This window comes from Frigoribacterium sp. AC759, from assembly GCF_979256015.1.
This window is the reverse complement of record NZ_CEEDMT010000008.1, coordinates 76741-95735: the sequence shown is the minus strand read 5'-3', so window position 1 is coordinate 95735 and position 18995 is coordinate 76741. Positions and strand designations below refer to the sequence as shown.

Annotated in this window: 16 protein-coding genes; 5 read left to right on the top strand and 11 right to left on the bottom strand. The window is 70.5% G+C overall.

What is annotated here, in order from left to right:
- Positions 1 to 43: 43 nt before the first annotated feature.
- The 3 genes from ACZ6JE_RS08620 (at position 44) to ACZ6JE_RS08610 (ending at position 2869) form a co-directional block, all read left to right on the top strand.
- Entirely contained in the window at positions 44 to 454 is a 411-nt protein-coding gene (locus tag ACZ6JE_RS08620; RefSeq protein ID WP_243214540.1) for an ester cyclase, read from the top strand.
- A gap of 44 nt (positions 455 to 498) precedes the next feature.
- Entirely contained in the window at positions 499 to 732 is a 234-nt protein-coding gene (locus tag ACZ6JE_RS08615) for a hypothetical protein (RefSeq protein WP_192061086.1), read from the top strand.
- A gap of 169 nt (positions 733 to 901) precedes the next feature.
- Positions 902 to 2869, top strand: coding sequence for a thioester domain-containing protein (locus tag ACZ6JE_RS08610; protein ID WP_464318693.1), 1968 nt, complete (start codon positions 902 to 904; stop codon positions 2867 to 2869).
- Between the two features lie 85 nt (positions 2870 to 2954).
- Here ACZ6JE_RS08610 and ACZ6JE_RS08605 read toward each other — a convergent pair whose 3' ends face one another.
- From ACZ6JE_RS08605 to ACZ6JE_RS08575, 7 genes are all read right to left on the bottom strand, one after another.
- Positions 2955 to 7451, bottom strand: coding sequence for an FtsK/SpoIIIE domain-containing protein (locus ACZ6JE_RS08605; RefSeq protein ID WP_464318692.1), 4497 nt, complete (start codon positions 7449 to 7451; stop codon positions 2955 to 2957).
- Positions 7448 to 8041 (bottom strand): hypothetical protein, encoded by a 594-nt coding sequence (locus tag ACZ6JE_RS08600; protein WP_464318691.1) that lies wholly within the window; start codon positions 8039 to 8041, stop codon positions 7448 to 7450. The genes ACZ6JE_RS08605 and ACZ6JE_RS08600 overlap by 4 nt, the downstream gene beginning before the upstream one ends.
- A 46-nt stretch (positions 8042 to 8087) precedes the next feature.
- A complete protein-coding gene (locus ACZ6JE_RS08595) occupies positions 8088 to 8753 on the bottom strand; it encodes a hypothetical protein (protein WP_464318690.1) in 666 nt (221 codons plus the stop codon).
- Positions 8750 to 9256, bottom strand: coding sequence for a hypothetical protein (locus ACZ6JE_RS08590; RefSeq protein WP_320479287.1), 507 nt, complete (start codon positions 9254 to 9256; stop codon positions 8750 to 8752). The genes ACZ6JE_RS08595 and ACZ6JE_RS08590 overlap by 4 nt, the downstream gene beginning before the upstream one ends.
- A gap of 14 nt (positions 9257 to 9270) precedes the next feature.
- On the bottom strand, positions 9271 to 10509 hold the full coding sequence (locus ACZ6JE_RS08585; protein WP_464318689.1) for a putative T7SS-secreted protein: 1239 nt from the start codon (positions 10507 to 10509) through the stop codon (positions 9271 to 9273).
- Entirely contained in the window at positions 10509 to 10802 is a 294-nt protein-coding gene (locus ACZ6JE_RS08580; RefSeq protein WP_320479285.1) for a hypothetical protein, read from the bottom strand. Before ACZ6JE_RS08580 ends, ACZ6JE_RS08585 begins: the two co-directional genes overlap by 1 nt.
- Before the next feature lie 67 nt (positions 10803 to 10869).
- Positions 10870 to 11163: a WXG100 family type VII secretion target gene (locus ACZ6JE_RS08575; protein ID WP_192061078.1), complete on the bottom strand. Its 294-nt coding sequence runs from the start codon at positions 11161 to 11163 to the stop codon at positions 10870 to 10872.
- A gap of 100 nt (positions 11164 to 11263) precedes the next feature.
- Between ACZ6JE_RS08575 and ACZ6JE_RS08570 the strand changes: the two genes are divergently transcribed.
- Complete coding sequence (locus tag ACZ6JE_RS08570; RefSeq protein WP_464318688.1) at positions 11264 to 12076, top strand: FHA domain-containing protein; 813 nt, start codon at positions 11264 to 11266, stop codon at positions 12074 to 12076.
- On the opposite strand, the gene ACZ6JE_RS08565 is transcribed toward ACZ6JE_RS08570, so the two are convergent.
- Together ACZ6JE_RS08565 and ACZ6JE_RS08560 are read right to left on the bottom strand one after the other, a co-directional pair.
- Positions 12063 to 14501, bottom strand: a complete 2439-nt coding sequence (locus ACZ6JE_RS08565; RefSeq protein ID WP_464318687.1) for an ATP-dependent helicase — start codon at positions 14499 to 14501, stop codon at positions 12063 to 12065. The genes ACZ6JE_RS08570 and ACZ6JE_RS08565 overlap by 14 nt on opposite strands.
- Positions 14502 to 14604: 103 nt before the next feature.
- Complete coding sequence (locus tag ACZ6JE_RS08560) at positions 14605 to 15591, bottom strand: glycerophosphodiester phosphodiesterase family protein (protein WP_464318686.1); 987 nt, start codon at positions 15589 to 15591, stop codon at positions 14605 to 14607.
- 207 nt (positions 15592 to 15798) lie between these two features.
- Here ACZ6JE_RS08560 and ACZ6JE_RS08555 point away from each other — a divergent pair, with 207 nt between their 5' ends.
- Positions 15799 to 16644: a Bax inhibitor-1/YccA family protein gene (locus ACZ6JE_RS08555; RefSeq protein ID WP_464318685.1), complete on the top strand. Its 846-nt coding sequence runs from the start codon at positions 15799 to 15801 to the stop codon at positions 16642 to 16644.
- Between the two features lie 299 nt (positions 16645 to 16943).
- On the opposite strand, the gene guaA is transcribed toward ACZ6JE_RS08555, so the two are convergent.
- Together guaA and ACZ6JE_RS08545 are read right to left on the bottom strand one after the other, a co-directional pair.
- Positions 16944 to 18530 carry a glutamine-hydrolyzing GMP synthase gene (gene guaA / locus ACZ6JE_RS08550; RefSeq protein WP_464318684.1) on the bottom strand — a complete coding sequence of 529 codons (1587 nt, stop codon included), beginning with the start codon at positions 18528 to 18530 and terminating at the stop codon, positions 16944 to 16946.
- A complete protein-coding gene (locus tag ACZ6JE_RS08545; RefSeq protein WP_192061072.1) occupies positions 18527 to 18991 on the bottom strand; it encodes a DUF3817 domain-containing protein in 465 nt (154 codons plus the stop codon). The genes guaA and ACZ6JE_RS08545 overlap by 4 nt, the downstream gene beginning before the upstream one ends.
- Positions 18992 to 18995: the final 4 nt, after the last annotated feature.

Here is an 18995-nt window from a genome sequence, read left to right as displayed (position 1 = left end):
GAGTAGACGGGAGTCCAGACACGAGACAGGAATGGAGCCGACGATGGCGAAAGAGAAGAACATCAAGACCCAGGAGCTGATCGGCGAGATCCTCACCGCGCGGCAGGTCGATCGACTCGGTGAGGGATTCCACGCCGACGTCGTCGATCACGACCCCGCCCCGGGCGCACCGGCCGGCGTCGAGGGCATCAAGGCCTTCTGGGGCGAGTTCTTCACGGCCTTCCCCGACGTCGACCTCGCGGTGGAGACCCTCGTCGCCGACGACGAGCACGTCACCGCCGTCTTCACGATCTCGGGCACTCACACCGGTCCGTTCCAGGGTCACGAGCCGACGGGCCGGAGCTTCACCGTCCGCGGCATCCAGGTCGGCCGCTTCGACGACGACGGCATGCTCGTCGAGCGCTGGGGGGCCACCGACGAGGCGGGCCTGCAGCAGCAGCTCGGCCTCGCCTGACCACCGCCCCACCCGCATCCCGCGAACTCCCGAGAGGATCCATCATGAGCGACACCAGCAACCCCGCGGCTTCCGGCGAGAAGCCCTACGACCAGGCCGACGAGTTCGCCGAGTCCGAGCAGATCGCGACCAACGACGCCGTCGCCGGCGAGACGGTCTTCCCCGGCGTCGGCGAGGGCAATGACGGCCCGACCGGCGGCGCACCCCGCGAGGGATCGCCCGACGCGGCCGAGAACGATCTCGCCGACGAGGAGATCGATCTCGACGAGACCGACTGAGCGCGCCTCCTGAACCACCGGACGCCCCCGCCGCCACCGCGCGACGGGGGCGTCCGTCGTTTCACAGCCTCCCCACCCGCGCCCTCCCCCGTGAGGCTCGCCCCGTCGCGGTCCACAGGCCGAGGAGGCGCGGTGACGGCACGCCCGCCCCTCTCGTCATGGTCGTCCCATGACATCCACGAACGCCCCCTCGCGGGCCCCACGAAGACGACTTCCGACCGCCCTCCTGCTGGTGCTGAGCATCCTCGGCGCCACGCTGCTCGGCGCCCTGCCCGCCTCGGCGATCACCCCGACCGGACTGGGCACCGGCCATCTGTGGAACGGCGACCGGGCCTCGTGGCTCGGCACCTACCGGCTGCCCGACGGGCGTCAGGCGTTCTGCCTGGAGGCCGGCAAGTCGTCGCCGATCGGCAACGAGTACGTCACCGAGACGGGCGCCGACGTCTTCGGGGTTTCGACCGCCGATCACGCCCGCCTCGCCTACATCGCACGCACCTGGGCCGGCACGAGCGACCCGAACACGGCGGCCGCGGGGCAGTTGGCGGTCTGGACGATCACGGGGCTCAACGGGCACGACCAGCGCTACTACGCGGGGCGGGCGAACGACCAGTGGCCCGTGGTGCTGCAGCGGGCGAACGAGATGCTCGCCGAGGCGACCGCCGCCGCCTCGCGCTCGGTCGCCGGCACGGTGGCCCTCGACCTGCGTGACGACGGCACGGGCTCCGTCCGTGGCGACCTGACCGTCGACCGGGTGGCCGGAGGGCCGACCAGGCTCGGGCCCACGCACCGCGGCACGATCACGCTCGAGGGCGCCGTCTTCGCCGACGGCCGGCCGACGGCGACCCCGCGCAACGGCGAGACGCTGGCGTTCCGCACGACCGCCACGACCCCGGTCGTCACGGTGAAGGCGAAGGCGGAGTTCACCGGGCTCCCCTACGGGCGGATCATGACGGTCGGCAGCAGCGCCGTCGGCTCGCAGATGATCCTCTTCTCGGGCGGCACCTCGGTGGCCGCCGCGGGCAGAGCGTCGACCGAGTCGAGGTCGCCGCTGCCGTTCCAGCCCCGCGTGTCCACGATGACGAGCGATGCGGTCGCGGAGACGGGCACGGTTCTGACCGACCAGCTGACGCTCGCGGTCGAACCCGGCGACGGCCTCCTCGCCGAATGGGGGCGCTACGACGCGGGCGGTCGATGGGCGCCCGTCCCCATCACCGTCCGCAGCACGCTGATGGGCCCTTTCGCCGCGCCCGTCGTCGAGAGCGCCGAGTGGCCGGACGATGCGCCACGGGTCTGCGAGGTCGAACTCGTCATCACCGACGGACCGGGCACCTACGACACACCGGGCTGCGAGCTGCCCTCGGGCGGCTACTACACGTGGGTCGAGACCATCGATCCGGCCGACACCCCGGCCGACGCCGGGCGCGACCGGCTGCGCCCGTGGCGGTCGGTCTTCGGGGCGGCCACCGAGACGACGCTCGTCCCGTGGTCGCCGACCATCGCCACCGAGGTCGTCGGTCCGCAGCAGGTGCTCACGGGCACCTGCGTGAGCGATGCGCTCCTCGTCTCGGGGATGAACCCCGCCGTGGAGACCTTCGACGTCGAGTCGTACCTCGTGGGTCCGTTCCCCATCGAGGAGGATCTGTCCGAGGGAGACGACGTCGGCCCGTTGACGGACCTCGACCCCACTCTGATCGCGGGCCGTGTCGTCACGACGATCGACGGCGACGGTCGGCACGAGTCGCCGTGCGTGTCGGTCGACGAACCCGGGACGTACGTGTTCGTCCTCACCTCGGCGGGTTCGACGCCCGACGAGTCGGGCCTGCAGGTCATCCCGGCCTTCGAGGACTCCCTCGTGTACGAGTCGGAGATGGTCTCGGTCGTCGCACCCGAGGTGCCCGAGGTCCCCGAGGAGCCGGTCACCCCGGCCGTCGTCGAGCCCGAACCGCAGCCGACCCCCGAGACGAAGCTGGCCTTCACCGGTGGCCCCGACGGCGTGCGGATCGCCGGTCTCGCCGCGGGGGTCGTGGGCACCGGACTGCTCCTGGTGCTGATCGCCCTCGTCGCGGGCCCTCTGCGTGGCCGGGCCCGGTCGCCCCTCGACCCCGATGGACTCCCCACGGTGGACGACGGACGATGACACCCTGCTGAGGTCGAGGGGCGGGCGCCCGGCCGCCCGCCCCTCGCCCCGCCCTCACGCTCCGACTCCGGCCGCAGCTCACCCGTCATCCCCACGGGACCCGGACCTGCAGCAGCTCGCCGGCGCCCAGGTTCACGACGGCGACACCGTGGCGCAGGCGAGCCGCGAGCGAGCTCTTCGGCAGTGCCGCGCCGATCACGTCGCCGTCCACCGCCTGCTGCGGGCTGAGCACGGCTCCGCAGCGGTTCCGTCTCACGTCGACCAGCCAGCCGGAGAAACCCGACCCCAGCTCGGACGACGTCCCCGCCACCACCAGTCCCTGACCCCGATCGGAGCACGACATGACGTATGACGACAGCCAGGCCGCAGCCGGTGCGTCCCGGAGCAGTTCTGCGTCGTCCACGACGAGCACCCGCCGAGGAGGCGCGGTGTCGAACCACGACGCCAGCTCCTCCTCCCGAGGGCGGGCCCCGGTCACGACGGCGAGCACCCCGTGACCGGTCTCGAGCTCGCGGAGAGGCGACGGCCTGGGCGCCACGACCACGACCTCCGCGCCGCCGTCGACCAGAGACCGCACCACCGACAGCAGCAGGGTGCTGCGCCCGCTGCGGCTCGGACCGCCGATCATGAAGGTCCCCGCGCCCGTCGCGAGATCGGGGCCGACTGCCTCGAGATCGTCACCGCCGACCCCGACGAGTGCGAACATGCCGTCGCCGTCGGCTGCGGTCGAGCCGTGTCGACGACGACTCATGGCGTCGTCGTAACGGAGCGGCCCCTCGAGCCGGTCGAGGCGGAACGGTCGTCGGCCCGAGCCCGAGGCCGCATCGCGGGTCGTCGCCTCCGCACCGATCCGTGTCAGGTCGTCGGCCTGGGCCTGCCCCGACGGGTCTCGACCGACGAGCGCGATCTGCAGCTCGACCCCGGTGCCGGCCACGACGCCTCTGCCCTCGGGCATCCGCTCCGGCATCCGTCGCATGTCGAGACCGGCGAGCGAGTAGTCGGAGGGGTCCGAGAGTCGGAGCACGATCTTGCGGTCGACGAGGGTGGAGAACCGTCCGGCGACGAGTTGACGATCACCGGTGACGATCACGTGGATCCCCGCGCTCGCCCCCTCCCGCAGCAGCTGCGTGACCTGCTCGGTGAGCCTCCCGCCGTCGATATCCCCGAGCCCGCCGGCGAAGCCCTCCCAGCGGTCGATCATCAGCACGATGTGCGGCAGCCGGTCGGACGGCTCGACCGCCCGGCGCTGCTCGACGACACCGGCGTGCCCGCCGTCCGCCAGGACCTCCTGTCGCCGGAGGCACTCCCCGACGAGCCGCGAGAGGAGGCGCGCGGCTCGTTCGGTCTCGGTGCGTTGCACGATCGCGCCGACGTGCGGCAGCCGCAGCATCGGGAGCAGCGCGCCACTGCCGCAGTCCAGACCGTAGAGATGCACGTCGGCGGCCGACGCCCCGGAGGCGATCGAGGCGGCGAGCGCCCTCAGCACCTGCGACCGGCCGGTCCGCGGCGCCCCGACGATGTAGAGGTGACCGTCGTGCTCGAGGTCGAACGTGGCCGGTCGGCGAGCTTGACTCGACGGGTGGTCCTCGAGACCGAACGGGAACGCGGCGAGGCGACCCCCGGCCGTCGGAGCGACGGCGTGCGCGCGGCGGATCTCGTCGAGGGTGATGGTCTCGGGCAGCGCGTCGAGCCAGGGGCGGTGCGGCTCGGGGCGCCCGAGCCGTTCGACGGCCTCGGCGATGGCGGCGACCAGCTGCACGAGGTCGGTCTCGTCCGCGTCGACGACCCGCGCCTCCTGCGGGGGTGTCGGCAGCGGGCCGCCGATCGACGACTCGGCGACGACGGCGCCCCAGAGAGGTCGGTCCGAGACCGTCGCGGCTCCGGGGGCTCGTCCGCCGACGCGGCCGGCCTGGAAAGGCAGCAGGGCTCCGGCCCCGAGTCGGGCGAATGCCCGCCCGGGGGTCGACTTCGAGATGCCGGCGGAGTCCCGGGCGTCGATGACGTCGGTGCTCTCGGCGTCGTCGGTCACGCGGAGGGCGATCCGCAGGTTGGTGTTGGCGCGGATGTCGCCGGTCACGACACCCGTCGGACGCTGCGTCGCGAGGATGAGGTGCACCCCGAGCGAGCGCCCCCGCTGGGCGATGTTCACGAGCCCCGTGACGAAGTCCGGCAGCTCGCGGGCGAGGCTCGCGAACTCGTCGATCACGATGACCAGGCGCGGCAGCACGACGGGTCCCGCGCGCCTGTCTCGCACCTCCAGGTAGTCTTCGATGTCCTTCGCGCCGGCTTCGGCGAGCAGGTGCTCTCGTCGCAGCAGCTCGGCCCCGAGCGACTCGAGTGCCCGTTCGACGAGGTGGGGGTCGAGATCGGTGACCAGACCGACCGTGTGCGGCAGGGCCGCGAGGTCCCGGAAGGCCGCACCGCCCTTGTAGTCGACGAGCACGAACGTCATCGAGTCGGGCGTGTTCGACGACGCGAGCGACGCGACGATGCTCTGCAGCAGCTCGGACTTGCCCGACCCGGTCGTCCCCGCCACGAGTCCGTGCGGCCCGTCGGTGCGCAGGTCGAACGAGAAGCGTCCGTCGATCCCGTGGCCGACGACGACTTCGGTGGTGGGGGCTCGGGCGCTCCACCTCGCCTGGACCTTCGCCGCCGTCGGTTCGGTCAGGTCGAGGACGTCGAGGAGGCGCGATCGGGAGGGCAGACCGGCCGCGTCGTCCTCGTCCCCCACGTCGATCAGCGGGGCGAGGCCTCGGGCCACGGCGTCGGCCCATCCGACCGGCAGACGGTCGGGGCGCACACGCTCGACGACGGGGGCGCGGTCGACGGCGACCGTGTGACCCGTCGGAGAGCAGGTGACCACGGCGAGGCACTCCTCGGGCAGCGACCGCGCGTCGGCGTCGAGGCAGATGGAGCGGATGCCCACCGCCGGTCCGTCGCGGAGCAGGGGGACGAGCCCGGGCAGGGTGCGGAGCCGCCGTGCGCCGTCGATGATGACGACGACGTCGGGGCCGGTGGCGACGGTCTGACGACCGGGGCCCTCCCGCTCGGCTCGGCGGCGGGCGTCGACGAGCTTGCCCAGGTCGGCGAGTCGGCGTGCCACACCCGCCGACTCGACCGCGAGGCGGATGGCCCGGTCTCCTCCCGGGTCGGTTCGCGCGTGCGGCACCCACCGCAGCCAGGCCCAGGCCTCGTGCCCCTCTGGGGCCGTGAGCACGACGATCTCGACGTCGCGGGGGCTCTGCAGCACGGCGAGCTGGGCGACGAACCAGGTGGCGAGTGAGCGGGTGTCGTCGGGTCGTCCGGCGAGGCCGACGACCCCGTGCTCGCCGAGTGCGATGCTCACGGGCACGTCGAGGGCCGGTCGCGACACGATCCGCCGGTGCTCCAGCTCGGCCGGGTCCTCGACAGTGACGCCGGAGGGCATGTCGGCGGTTCCGACCCGGAGGGCGAGGTGGTCGGCGTGACCGCGTCGCCTCTCCCACAGCCGGGAGCGGCGACGGATGGCGATGTCGAGGACCGTCGCCGGGTCGGGCGCGGTGAGCCGCCGGTGGGCCTCGACCTGTCGGACGGCGGCGGAGGCGTCGTCCGCGATCGCGGCCTTCGTCGCCTCGTGCTCGGCGAGTCGACGTCGATGCGAGGTGCGGCCGTTCCGGCGGTCGTAGAGGTAGTTGCCGACGAGCACGACCGGCGACATGAGCCCGAAGGCCAGGAAACCGAGATTGCCGAAGAGGCGCACCATGACCACGGCCATGATCAGGGGCGCGATGGCGGCGACGATGGGGAGCGGGCGACGTGCCGGGGGCTGTGGTTCTGGCGGGTAGCGGAACACCGTCGGCGGGTCGTCCGGCAGCAGTCGCGGTGGCCGGGCGTAGTCGACGTATCCGCCGCCGTCGGTCGGGCTGGTGGCCGCACGGGCGCCTCCCGCTCCCGACACCGCGAGCAGGGTCGCGCCGATCGTCACGATGCTGTTCTCGTCGAGGTCGGCGGGCGCGGTGATCCGACGCCGGTCGACGTACACGGACGCGAGCCCGTCGGTCTCGGCGCCGGTCGAGTCGCCGGCGTCTGTCGCCGACGGGCGGGCGGCTGCGGACCTCGTCGCGTCGTCGGCGGTCGCGCTCGAACCGTCTTCCGCCGCTCGGGCCGGCGCGATGCTGAAGCGACCGGCCCCGTCGAGTGTCAAGGCGGCCGCGACAGGAGGCACGAGAGGGTCGTCGAGGACGACCGTCGACCCGCTGCCCCGCCCGATGACGACGACCCCCGGGTCGACGACGAAGACCGTGCCCGCCCCCGGTCCACCCACGATGCGGACGGTGGGCAGGTCGTCCGGTACCCGCGGGACGCTCGGCGGCGCTCCGAAGCTGATGACCGCGCCGTCGACCATCGCACCCTCCTCGACGGTGCGGCGCGGGTCGACCGGCTCGCCATCGACATGGATGTGCTGCGTTTCGGCCGCGTCGACGCCGAGGTGGCTCGCGGCGTGCCCGACGATCGCGGCCAAGGTGGTGCCGGGCTCCGCCTCCCAGACGAAGTCGGTGGTCTGCTGAGACGGTTCGTGTCTGACGGTGGCGCTGATCCTCACTCGGCGGGCACCACGCTGATGCCCTGGACGAAGTCGTCGCTGAACGGGACGAGCGTGCTGGTCTGCTCGGGAGGTCCGATGTGGAGGCTGACGCGGAGGTCGTAGGGCTCGACACGGAACGAGTAGACGACGGCCGCCTCGAGCGCGCCCTCGTGCTCGGCGAACCGGACGCCGCGCCATCCGTCACCGAGGTCGGGAGTCGAGAAGGCCTCGAGGAGGGGCGGCTCGATCTGGTCCAGGTCGCTCTCGAGCACGAGCCGCCGCAACATGGTCTCCCGTTCTCCGTCGCAGAATCCGTACTGCACCCGGAGCGGCCCGGCCAGCTCGTCGATCGTCGGGGCGAACAGATAGTGCGATTCGCCCTCGCGAGGGATCTGCGCCAGATGCTCGAGGACCCGGCGCAGGTGCTTGAGGCCGGAACGGGTCACTGAAGCGGATCTCCCTCGGATGTCGTGGAGCGTGGCGTCGACCCACGACTGGGCTGTCGCGTGCTCCTGGAAGGGCCAGCCCTGTGGCAGGGCGACCCAGAGCGAGGGGTCGTACCCCATGAGCACATCGTGGGTGTCGTCGTAGGTGTCGACGTCGGTCATCCCGGTTCTCCTTGCGGGTCGTGAGTCAGGGGGTGCGGCGTGCTGGTCACGCTGTGGCCCGGTCGGTGATGGTGCTGCCGGCTTCGTCGCGCCACCGGATGCTCTCGACGACCGCCGCCAGGAGGTCGGAGAGGGCGTCTGCGATGCTCCCGTCGGGGTCTTCGGCGGCCTCGTGATCGTCGCTGCCCACGGTGGCGACGATGACGAAGAGATGCGAGGCGAGACCGTGGATGCGGCTGAGCGTCGTCCTGCGACGCAGGACGGCGACGGGTCTGTCGACGCGCTGTGGCGCGACCACGTCGCCGCCGTCAGTCCAGAAGACGGCCGGTTCGCCGGCGACCGCTGTGATCGATCCGCCGTGTCTGGCGGCCTGCGCCATCAGCGTGTCATCGGGGTCGGTGCCGGCGGGCACGTCCGCAACCCCGCAGGTGATGGTGGCCGAGATGCGGGTGCCCGGCCAGGTGCCTGCGAGGACGTAGCTGTCGAGCAGCCGCAAGCCGCTCTGCGTCGAGGGGATGCCGTCGAGGATCGGGCGGGCCTGCCTTCGGAAGTCGCGCTCGTCGTCACCGACCAGCCCGAGCTGACCGACGACCTCGGCGAGAGCGGTGTCGGCTGACCAGGACCCGCCCACATGGACGAATCCCGCCGGCAGAACGAGCGAATACGACCGCGCCGCGCCACTCACCGAGCGATGCACGAACGTCCGGCTCATGCCTCGACCGCCTGTTCACGCCGCCGCTCGGCCCGTTCCCGCACGCTGCGGACCACCGCCGCCGCGAACCCGACCACGGAGCACGCCCCCATGACCGCCGCGAAGTAGACGACGTAAGTCGGCCACCCCTCTGCATACTCGAAGGAGATGGAGTAACCGGAAAGCAAGAGGCCGTTGATCCCCCAGACGAACGGCAACATCCAGGAATGGGCCGCGATCGGGCCCACCTTCGGACCAATGAGCATAACGATCAGGGTCAGCATGATGAGGGCTGTAGGAATAGCAAAAATCCATCCCGGAGCCACGAAGGGAGGATAACCGGGAGAGGGCGCATAGATCGATGCGATCTCATCAGATCTTCGTCCCTGCCCCATCCAGACCAAGGCAGTCGCAGCGTAGATGAGATAGACGCCCTGGGTCATCACTATCGTCAAAGGGGTTGAAAAATACAGCCACAATTGAACTATTGGCCGACGACCATGAGGATCGCTAAGATCAGCCATTTCCAAAATCCTCGTCACCATCGACCTCCGGTGACTATGGAAGATCTCGCCTTCGTCACATCTCGATAAATGTTCCAAACCTGGTTAGAGCTGGAAAGAATTAGATCGGCAGCTTGAAACCCGCGCATCCCATTCAATTTGCGCGTCATCTCGGCGATGATGACGGGGTCGTCGAGGACGCCAGCCACTCGGGGTGGCCTGATGAAGCGGGAGACCTGAGCGGCGAAAGGGTCGCCTAGAGATCGGACGAGGCTCTTATCCAGAATGCCTGGGCGCGACCGGCTCCACATGCGGCTGACATAGGCCTTTGCCAGGCTGGGGCTTGCACCCGTTTCCATGAGTTGCGAGGTGCGCGTCGCGCGGAGCGTGTCGACGGATCGACTCAGCCCCTTTCCCACCAGGGCCCCCGACCCGACGAAGGCCATCGACAGCAGAGCGACCGCGACCTCTTCCCAGGTGCCCGTTCCCGCCACGGCCCTCGCGGTCGAAAGCGCGAGGACCAGCCCGGCGACGAGCAGGGCGACTACGTTCACGCCCGGGATGAACATGGCTATGCCCATCAGAACGACTCCGACGACAGATGCCGCGTCGATGACCATCGAGATCCAGGCGTCGTTGTCTTCCATCCAGGTCTGGAAGCCGTCGTAGGCGACGCCGACGGCGCCGCCGATGTCGTCGAAGACCGAGTCGCGCAGGCCGTCGCCGCTCGCACCGTCGAAACGTGAGATCGCGACGGTCGCCGCTGCCGCGACCTCGGCGTGCGCCTCGTCGACCACCCGCCCGAGATCGATCACGCGCCTCCTCGCGTCGTCGCTTCTCGACCGATGCAGCCGTTCTTGGTCCTCCAACCACTGCTTCGACAGCTCGTCGGGCTCGAGCATCGCCTCCCCGCGGAACCTCTCCGCCTGACGATGATTCACCTCGTGGTCGTCGACTGCGGACTCGTACTGACGGAGAGCACGACCCGCCGACTCCTGCGCCACGGACAGCACCCGCGCATACGCCACCAGGGCATCACCCGCCTCCTCGTAACGCCCCTCCGCCCGACCCATCTGCTCGGCCAGCAGCCCCGCCTTGGCCAGGAACGCATCGACCGCGTCACTGGAGGACCCGCCGTCGTCCAGCGCCCGCAGGGACCGTGCCGCCGATCGGATCGACTCGGCCGTCGATCCGAACCGGTCGGCCATCATCACGACCCGGCCCGCATCGCCCGACACCGGCGCCACCGGCATCGCCCACAACTCGCCCGCCATCAGCGGTGCCCCGCCAGCTGGCCGGCCAGCTGGTTCTCGACCTCGGAGAAGCCGTCGGCCAACGCCCCGGCCGAACGCCCGAGGTCGCCGAGCGACTCGGAGAGGCCGCGCCTCACGTCGTTCCATTCGGTCGAGAACGACCTCACGCGTTCTGCGAGGCCCGCGTGCCCGCAGGCGTCGGCGGCCTCGTCCGCCGAACCGTCTGCCGCCTCGAGCTCTCTCTTGATCACGGTCAGCGTCGAGAACAGCGCCTCGAGCGAACTGCCGCGAACCGTCAGGGTCGATCGCCCCATGCCGGTCTCCTCTCGTCAGAGTGGCCGCCCCGGTCGTGTCGGGGCGGCCACGGGGTGGTCGGTCGGGTCAGCCCAGGCTGCTGGCGAGCTGCGCGTCGGTGCTCTCGAGCGCGTTGGCGGCGCTCTCGAGGAACCCGGCCAGACCCTCGAGCGCCGCGATCGTCGTCGTCGCGCCGGTCGTGAACTCGGAGTAGGTCGAGTCGAACGCCTTGGACGACTTGTCGGTCACGTAGCCCGACGAGACGAGGTTCGCGATCTGCGACTTGAGCTGCCCGAGCTGGTCTTCGATGGCCCGCTGGCCGTTGCGGAGCTGCGTGGACTGGGTACGGAGGTCGTCGTAGGTGACGGTGACGTTTGCCATGAGTGATCTCTCTCGGTCGGAGCCGCCCCGGCTGGGCGACGGACTCCAATATGTCACATAGGGTAAGTAGACCGTTTTGTTTTCCACAGAGGAGTCTCGAGTGCGACCCGGTCGAGGGAAGAACAAGAAGAGCAGAAGATCCCCGGTAGCGCCGCCCGACCTCCTCACCCCCGAGAGCGCGGCACGACTGCGCGAGCAGGGCCTGCTCTCGCGGGTCGTCCGATTGCCCTACCTACCGCCGGAGACGACGGCGATGCCGGGCCTCGCCCAGATCCCCTACACCGCGCCGGCAGCGGCACCCGCCACCGCCACCGCGGCCGCGCCCGCGCCCGCGACGAGCACCACCGCCCCTCACCCCGTCGACGACCTCGACACGACGCTGCTCCGCCCCCGCCACCTCGACCTCGAGCTGCCCGACGGCTCGCGGGTGCAGATCGGAGGGCGACCGATCGTGATCGGGAGGCGGCCGACGGGGTCGACCCGCACCTCCTCGGCAGGCTCGACGATGCAGTCGCAGACGCACCCCGCGCCCGCGATGAACCCGACGACGGGCCACCCGACCCAGCCGGAGACCGACCACGCCTCTCAGCCGGCGACCGACACGGCGACCGGCGACGAACTGGTCGCGATCGACGACCCGACGCGATCGATCTCCCGTCGCCACCTCCGCGTCATGGCCCGCCCCGACGGGTCGGTCTGGGCGGAGGACCTCGACTCGGGCAACGGCACGCTCGTCGAGCGGGGCGGCGAGAGCGTGTCGGCGCTGGTCCCGGCAGTGCCGGTGAAGATCGTCAGTCGCGATGTGCTCGTGCTGGGCGAGCACCGCATCCGTGTCGTCCGCCGACCGCCCGGCCCTCTGCCCCAGACCTCGACCCGAGGGTCGGCGGACTCGGCGGTGATCAGACCTTCGTGATCGGTGCGACCTTGATCAGCAGCTTCTTGCGGCCGGCCGAGTCGAACAGCACCTCGGCGATGCGGCGAGCGCCGACCCCCGTGACCGCCATGACGCGACCCTCGCCGAAGTCGATGTGCGAGATGCGGTCGCCCGTCTCGAGCTCGAGATCGCCGTTGTCGCGTACCGTGCCGGTCACCCGGTTGGCCCACTCGGTCTTCGGCTTCGTCTTCGAGGCCGCCGTCGCCCGGTCGTAGCTGCCGCCGCCGTACCCGCCGGAGGCGCGGGGCGTGCCCCCGAGACCGCCCCCGCCGCCTGCACCCTCGCGTCGTGCGTTGAGCGCCCGCGGCTGCGTGCCGCCGCGACCGTTCGCCATGCCGGGCGACTGCTTCCAGTCGATGAGCTCGGCGGGGATCTCTTGCAGATAGCGCGACGGCATCGCCACGTTGACCTCGCCGAACTGCGCGCGTGTCATCGCCAGCGAGATGAACAGCTTCTGCCGCGCCCGCGTGATGCCCACGTAGAACAGACGCCGCTCTTCGGCCGGCCCGCCCGGCTCGCTCGCCGACATGCGGTGCGGCAGGAGGTCCTCTTCGACACCGGTGAGGAACACCGCCTCGTACTCGAGCCCCTTCGCGGTGTGCAGTGTCATCAGCGACACCGTGCCGCTCGTGTCGTCGAGGTCGTCGGCCGCCGCGACGAGGGTGACCTCGGTGAGGAAGTCGAGCAGCGTGCCGTCGGGGTTGTTCTTCTGGAACTCTTTCGTGACCGCCACGAGCTCGTCGATGTTCTCGGCCCGGGCCTCGTCTTGCGGGTCGCGGGAGGCGCGCAGCACCTCGACCAGACCGCTGCCCTCGATCAGCGCCGCGAGGATCTCGTGCACCGGGGCCGTCGCGGCGGTCTTCTGCACCTCGTCGAGCAGGGTCGCCAGCCCGCGGATCGCCCCGGTGACCTTGGGGCCGAGCCCCAGCTGGTCTGCGTTGCGCATCGCGTCGCGGAGCGGGGTCGGCGCCTCGGCCGCGTTCGTGTCGGCCCACCGCTGCAATGCGGTCTCGGTCGCCGGGCCGATGCCGCGCTTGGGCACGTTCATGATGCGACGCAGCGCCATCGGATCGGCTGGGTTCGCGACCGAGATGAGGTACGCCATCGCGTCTTTGATCTCGGCACGCTCGTAGAACTTCGTGCCGCCGAGCACCCGGTAGGGGATGGCCGATCGGATGAAGATCTCTTCGAGCGCTCGCGTCTGCGAGTTGGTGCGGTAGAACACGGCGACGTCTTTGTAGGCCGTGCCCGCCTCGTGCAACGCCGCGATCTCGTCGGCGACGAACTGCGCCTCGTCGTGACCGGTGTACCCGGTGAAGCCGACGATCTTCTCGCCCGCCCCCACCGTGGTGAACAGGCTCTTGGCCTGACGGTCGAAGTTGTTGGCGATGACGGCGTTCGCCGCGTCGAGGATGTTCTGGGTCGAGCGGTAGTTCTGCTCGAGCAGGATGACCTTCGAGTTGGGGAAGTCGCGCTCGAACTCGACGATGTTGCGGATGTCGGCGCCGCGGAACGCGTAGATCGACTGGTCGCTGTCGCCGACCACCGTCAACGACGCCCCGGGGATCCGACCGCTGCCGTCGCGCATCGTCTGCACGAACTGCCCGCCGCGCTCGAGCTCGTCGACCAGCTCGGGATCGACCGGCCTGGTCAGCTCGCGGATCAGCGCGTACTGGGCGTGGTTCGTGTCTTGGTACTCGTCGACGAGGATGTGCCGGAACCGACGCTGATACGTCGCCGCCACATGCGGGAACGCCCGGAACAGGAACACCGTCTGCGCGATGAGGTCGTCGAAGTCGAAGGCGTTCGCCCGCTGCAGCTCGCGGGTGTACTGGCGGAAGATCTCGAGGAACATGACGTCTTGCGGGTCGCCCGCGTTGACCTGGCGCGCGTAGGTCTCGACGTCGGTCAGCTCGTTCTTCAGCTTCGAGATCTTGCCGGACGCCTGGCTGACGGTGAACCCGAGGGTGTCGGCGTCGAGCTGCTTGAGGATGCGCTTGAGCAGGGCCCGCGAGTCGGCCGAGTCGTAGATCGTGAACGACTTCGTGAAGCCGAACTGCTCGGCCTCACGCCGCAGGATGCGCACGCACGCCGAGTGGAACGTCGAGATCCACATGCCCTCGCCGGCCTGCCCGACCAGGTGGGCGACGCGCTCGCGCATCTCGGCCGCGGCCTTGTTGGTGAACGTGATGGCGAGGATCTGACTCGGCCAGGCCTCGCGCGACGCGATCAGCCCGGCGATGCGGCGGGTCAGCACGCTCGTCTTGCCCGAGCCCGCGCCGGCCACGATCAGCAGCGACTGCCCGCGGTACTCGACCGCCTCTTTCTGCTGGGGGTTGAGCCCGGCCGTCAAGGGGTCGCCGGCGGCACCGGTGGGGTCTGAGGGGTCGAGCACGATCGTCATGTCCGGGTCAGTCTAAACGGGGCCACCGACAGTGGGGCCGAGGAGGTGCGGTGCAGGTGGACGGGCACCGCGCCTCCTCGGCTCCCCGGCCTCGGTCCGCCGCTCAGAGCGCGTCGCGGACGGCGATCGCGAGCTCGGGCTGGTCGGCGAAGACCCCGTCGAGACCGAGGGCCATCAGGGCACGGAACTCGTCGGCGTGGTGCCCCTGCGCCGCGCGCCCGCCCGGGCCCCGGTGCGCCTTCGACAGGAAGGCGTTCTCGGCCCGCAGCGTCCACGCGAAGACCTGCAGCCCCGCGGCGTGCGCCCGGTCGACGACCCGCGGGTCGGTCGTCCCGTCGGCGTCGATCAGGGTCGTCTTGTCGAGGCTGATGCCGTGCAGACCGTCGGCGGCGAGGCCCACGAGCGACGACTCGTCGAGCTGCTCGGCGTAGGTCGGCGCGGCCGAGCCGAGACTCGCGACGAGGTCGGCCGCCGCCCCGCGCTTCTCGAGCAGGTAGACGTAGCGCGCGCCGACGCCGCGAGCCCGCACCTGGTCGAGCACGGTCCGCTCGAAGCTCTCGATCGTGAGGCGCTCGTCGCCCGCCCAGCCCGCCGCCCGCAGCTCATCGGTCACGAGAGCGTCGAGCGGCAGCCCGATCGACTCGAAGTAGGCGGCGTGCTTGATCTCGGCGACCAGCCCGACCGGCCGGTCGGCGGCATCGAGGAGGCGCAGCAGATCGGACAGGCGGAGCATGCCTCCCGTCCCGTCGTGCTCGGCGCTGCGCGGACGCAACTCGGGCAGCCGCTCGCGCACGGTCAGGGTCGAGAGCTCGGCCCAGGTGAGATCCTCGGTGAACCAGCCCGTGACGTCGGCGCCCTCGATGCGCTTCGTCGTGCGGCGATCCGCGAACTCGGGGCGGTCGGCGACGTCGGTCGTGCCCGAGATCTCGTTCTCGTGCCGGAGGACGAGCACTCCGTCACGACTGGCCACGATGTCGGGCTCGATCGCATCGGCTCCGAGCTCGACGGCCAGGCGGTACGCGGCCTCGGAGTGCTCGGGGCGGTAGCCGCTGGCTCCGCGGTGGGCGATGACGAGCGGGACGGGAGTCACGCGGCCACGGTAGCGCGCCTCCCTCGACGTCCCGGTCGGCTTCCGGCCGCCGCCGCATGAACGGTGCACGAACTGCATGTTCGCTCGGCGCGAATACGGCTCTCATCAGGCGTATCCCCAGCCATCCGAGACAAACCAACCGTTACGGTTGACCAACGGTCGACGAGTCCCTCGGCGGCCGACACGATCACCAAGACAAGGATCCTGATGGCATTCTCGAATCCCGGCTTCAGTCAGTCGCCGGCCTTCTCTGAGAAGGGCGCTGCCGTGATCCGGCAGCAGCAGGCCGGCGCCGCTGCTGGCCAGCGCCCCGTCGAGTACGACGGCATGACCGCCGAGCAGCTGCAGAACCTCTACACGCAGCCCTCGGCCGGCCCGTCGCAGACCGACCGCATGACCTACGAAGACACCATCACGAAGACGCTCCTCGCCTTCGCGGTCGTGCTCGTCGGCGCCGCAGTCGGCTGGTTCGTCCCGGCGCTCGCGATCGTCGGCGCCATCGCCGGCTTCGTGCTCGCGCTGGTCAACATCTTCAAGAAGAAGCCGTCGGCCGGTCTCGTGCTCGCCTACTCGGCCGCCCAGGGTCTCTTCGTCGGTGGCATCTCGGTGATCTTCGAGAACCAGTTCGACGGCATCGTCACCCAGGCGCTGCTCGGCACGGCCGCCGTGTTCACCGTCACCCTGCTGCTCTTCAAGAGCGGCAAGGTGCGTGCGTCGAAGCGCGCCACCAAGATCTTCATGATCGGCATGGTCAGCTACGGCCTCTTCTCGCTGCTCAACCTCGGTCTCATGGCCTTCGGCGCGAACAACAACCCGTGGGGTCTCCGCGGCGGCGAGATCTTCGGCATCCCGATCGGGTTCCTCATCGGCATCGTCGTCATCCTGATGGCCGCGTACTCGCTGGTGCTCGACTTCGACCAGATCAAGACGGGCGTCGAGCGCGGCGCCCCGCGCATCTACGACTGGTCGGCCGCCTTCGGCATCGTCATGACCGTGATCTGGCTCTACGTCGAGATCCTGCGCATGCTCGCGATCCTGCGGGGCAACGACTAGGCGACACGGCTGCACCCACGGCGGGGCTCGTTCCGAGAGGAACGGGCCCCGCTTTCGCGTGCGTCGTGCGCGTACGCGCGGGGCTCGCGTGTGGCGCTCACCCCCGTGATCGAGTGGTCAGAAGATGTCCTTCCGGGGCCCTCGAAGAGCATCTTCTGACCACTCGAGCAGAGCGGCACGCCCGCCCCGGCACGGGACGCGCCACGGGGGCGACACGGGAGACGCCCCTCACGCGAACGTGAGGGGCGTCTCCGGGCCGGTCGACTCGACCGGTCAGACCACGAGAGCGACGTCGCGCGTCACTCCCACTCGATGGTGCCCGGCGGCTTCGACGTGACGTCGAGCACGACGCGGTTCACCCCGTCGACCTCGTTCGTGATGCGGTTCGAGATGCGGGCCAGCACGTCGTACGGCAGGCGGGTCCAGTCGGCCGTCATCGCGTCTTCGGACGACACGGGGCGCAGCACGATCGGGTGACCGTAGGTGCGGCCGTCGCCCTGCACGCCCACCGAGCGGACGTCGGCGAGCAGCACCACGGGGCACTGCCAGATCTCGTCGTCCAGGCCGGCGGCGGTCAGCTCGGCGCGGGCGATCGCGTCGGCCGCGCGGAGCAGCTCGAGACGCTCGTGCGTCACCTCGCCCACGATGCGGATGCCGAGACCGGGCCCGGGGAACGGCTGGCGCCCGACGATGACCTCGGGCAGACCGAGCTCACGGCCGATGGCGCGGACCTCGTCTTTGAAGAGCGTGCGCAGCGGCTCGACGAGCTCGAACTGCAGGTCTTCGGGGAGGCCGCCGACGTTGTGGTGACTCTTGATGTTGGCCGTACCCGTGCCTCCACCGCTCTCGACCACGTCGGGGTAGAGCGTGCCCTGCACGAGGAACTTGACGTCGGACTCGCCCTCGGCCGCCGCCTCGAGCACGAGCGCCTCGGCCGCGCCCTCGAAGCTGCGGATGAACTCGCGGCCGATGATCTTGCGCTTCTGCTCGGGGTCGGTGACCCCGGCCAGCGCGTCGAGGAACTGCTGCTCGGCGTCGACCGTGACGAGACGCACGCCGGTCGAGGCGACGTAGTCCTCTTCGACCTGACGACGCTCGTCGGCACGGAGCAGACCGTGGTCGACGAACACGCAGATCAGCTGGTCGCTGACGGCCTCGTGCACGATCGCCGCGGCCACGGCCGAGTCGACCCCGCCCGACAGCCCGCAGATGACGCGCGAGGTGCCGACCTGCGCACGGATGCGCTCGACCTGCTCGGCGATGACGTTGCCGCTGTTCCAGTCGGCGGGGATGCCCGCGGCCCGGTGCAGGAAGTTCTCGAGCACGGCCTGACCGAACGACGAGTGCTTGACCTCGGGGTGCCACTGCACGCCGTAGAGCTTGCGGGCGTCGCTGGAGAACGCCGCGACCGGGGTCGAGGCGCTCGAGGCGAGCACGTCGAAGCCCTCGGGGGCCTTCGAGACCGAGTCGCCGTGGCTCATCCACGTGGTCTGCTCGAGCGGCTGACCCGAGAGCAGCGTGCTCTCGCCCGGCACGAGCGTGACGTCGGTCGCGCCGTACTCGCGCTGACCGGTCTGCGAGACCTCGCCGCCGAGCGCCTTCGCCATGGCCTGGAAGCCGTAGCAGATGCCCAGCACGGGCACGTCGAGGTCGAGGATCGCGGGGTCGAGACCCGGTGCGCCCTCTTCGTAGACGCTCGACGGGCCACCGCTCAGGACGATGCCCACGGGGTTCTTCGCCGCGATCTCGGCGGCGGTGATCGTGTGCGGCACGATCTCGGAGTAGACGTTGGCCTCGCGCACGCGTCGGGCGATCAGCTGCGCGTACTGCGCACCGAAGTCGACGACGAGCACGGGGCTCTGGGCGGTCTCGGTGGCTTCTGTCACGCGGATGCTCCCTGGGGCTTCGGGGTGGTCTGATCGGGCCTGGCCGCCTTGTCGGCGACGAGAGCGGCGTGCTCGCGCAACGCCAGCTTGGTCATGTGGCTCTCGACGAAGAACGAGAGCAGGGGCACGACGCCGCCGAGCGCGATGATGAGGAACCGCGAGAACGGCCACCGCATCAGGCTCCAGAGACGGAAGTCGGCGAAGAGGTAGACGACGTAGAGCCAGCCGTGGGCGATGAGGATCGCCGTCGACAGGTTGAACCCGGTCGTGATGGAGCCCTCGGGCACGAGGAACCCGCCCTCGCCGCCGAGCTGCATCTCGAGCTGGAGGGGCGTGTACTTGAACACCATCTCGAAGATGAGCAGCAGGAGCATCACGCCGGTGATGTACGCCGAGACGCGGTAGAACTTGACCGCACCCGGGATCTTCGGGATGTCGCGTTGCCGGGGCTTGGGAGGCATGGCG

Coding starts and splice junctions, on each gene's coding strand:
- ACZ6JE_RS08620 (WP_243214540.1), top strand. CDS start 44: ATGGCGAAAGAGAAGAACATCAAGACCCAGGAGCTGATCGGCGAGATC.
- ACZ6JE_RS08615 (WP_192061086.1), top strand. CDS start 499: ATGAGCGACACCAGCAACCCCGCGGCTTCCGGCGAGAAGCCCTACGAC.
- ACZ6JE_RS08610 (WP_464318693.1), top strand. CDS start 902: ATGACATCCACGAACGCCCCCTCGCGGGCCCCACGAAGACGACTTCCG.
- ACZ6JE_RS08600 (WP_464318691.1), bottom strand. CDS start 8,041: ATGACCGACGTCGACACCTACGACGACACCCACGATGTGCTCATGGGG.
- ACZ6JE_RS08595 (WP_464318690.1), bottom strand. CDS start 8,753: ATGAGCCGGACGTTCGTGCATCGCTCGGTGAGTGGCGCGGCGCGGTCG.
- ACZ6JE_RS08590 (WP_320479287.1), bottom strand. CDS start 9,256: ATGGCTGATCTTAGCGATCCTCATGGTCGTCGGCCAATAGTTCAATTG.
- ACZ6JE_RS08585 (WP_464318689.1), bottom strand. CDS start 10,509: ATGGCGGGCGAGTTGTGGGCGATGCCGGTGGCGCCGGTGTCGGGCGAT.
- ACZ6JE_RS08580 (WP_320479285.1), bottom strand. CDS start 10,802: ATGGGGCGATCGACCCTGACGGTTCGCGGCAGTTCGCTCGAGGCGCTG.
- ACZ6JE_RS08575 (WP_192061078.1), bottom strand. CDS start 11,163: ATGGCAAACGTCACCGTCACCTACGACGACCTCCGTACCCAGTCCACG.
- ACZ6JE_RS08565 (WP_464318687.1), bottom strand. CDS start 14,501: ATGACGATCGTGCTCGACCCCTCAGACCCCACCGGTGCCGCCGGCGAC.
- ACZ6JE_RS08555 (WP_464318685.1), top strand. CDS start 15,799: ATGGCATTCTCGAATCCCGGCTTCAGTCAGTCGCCGGCCTTCTCTGAG.
- ACZ6JE_RS08545 (WP_192061072.1), bottom strand. CDS start 18,991: ATGCCTCCCAAGCCCCGGCAACGCGACATCCCGAAGATCCCGGGTGCG.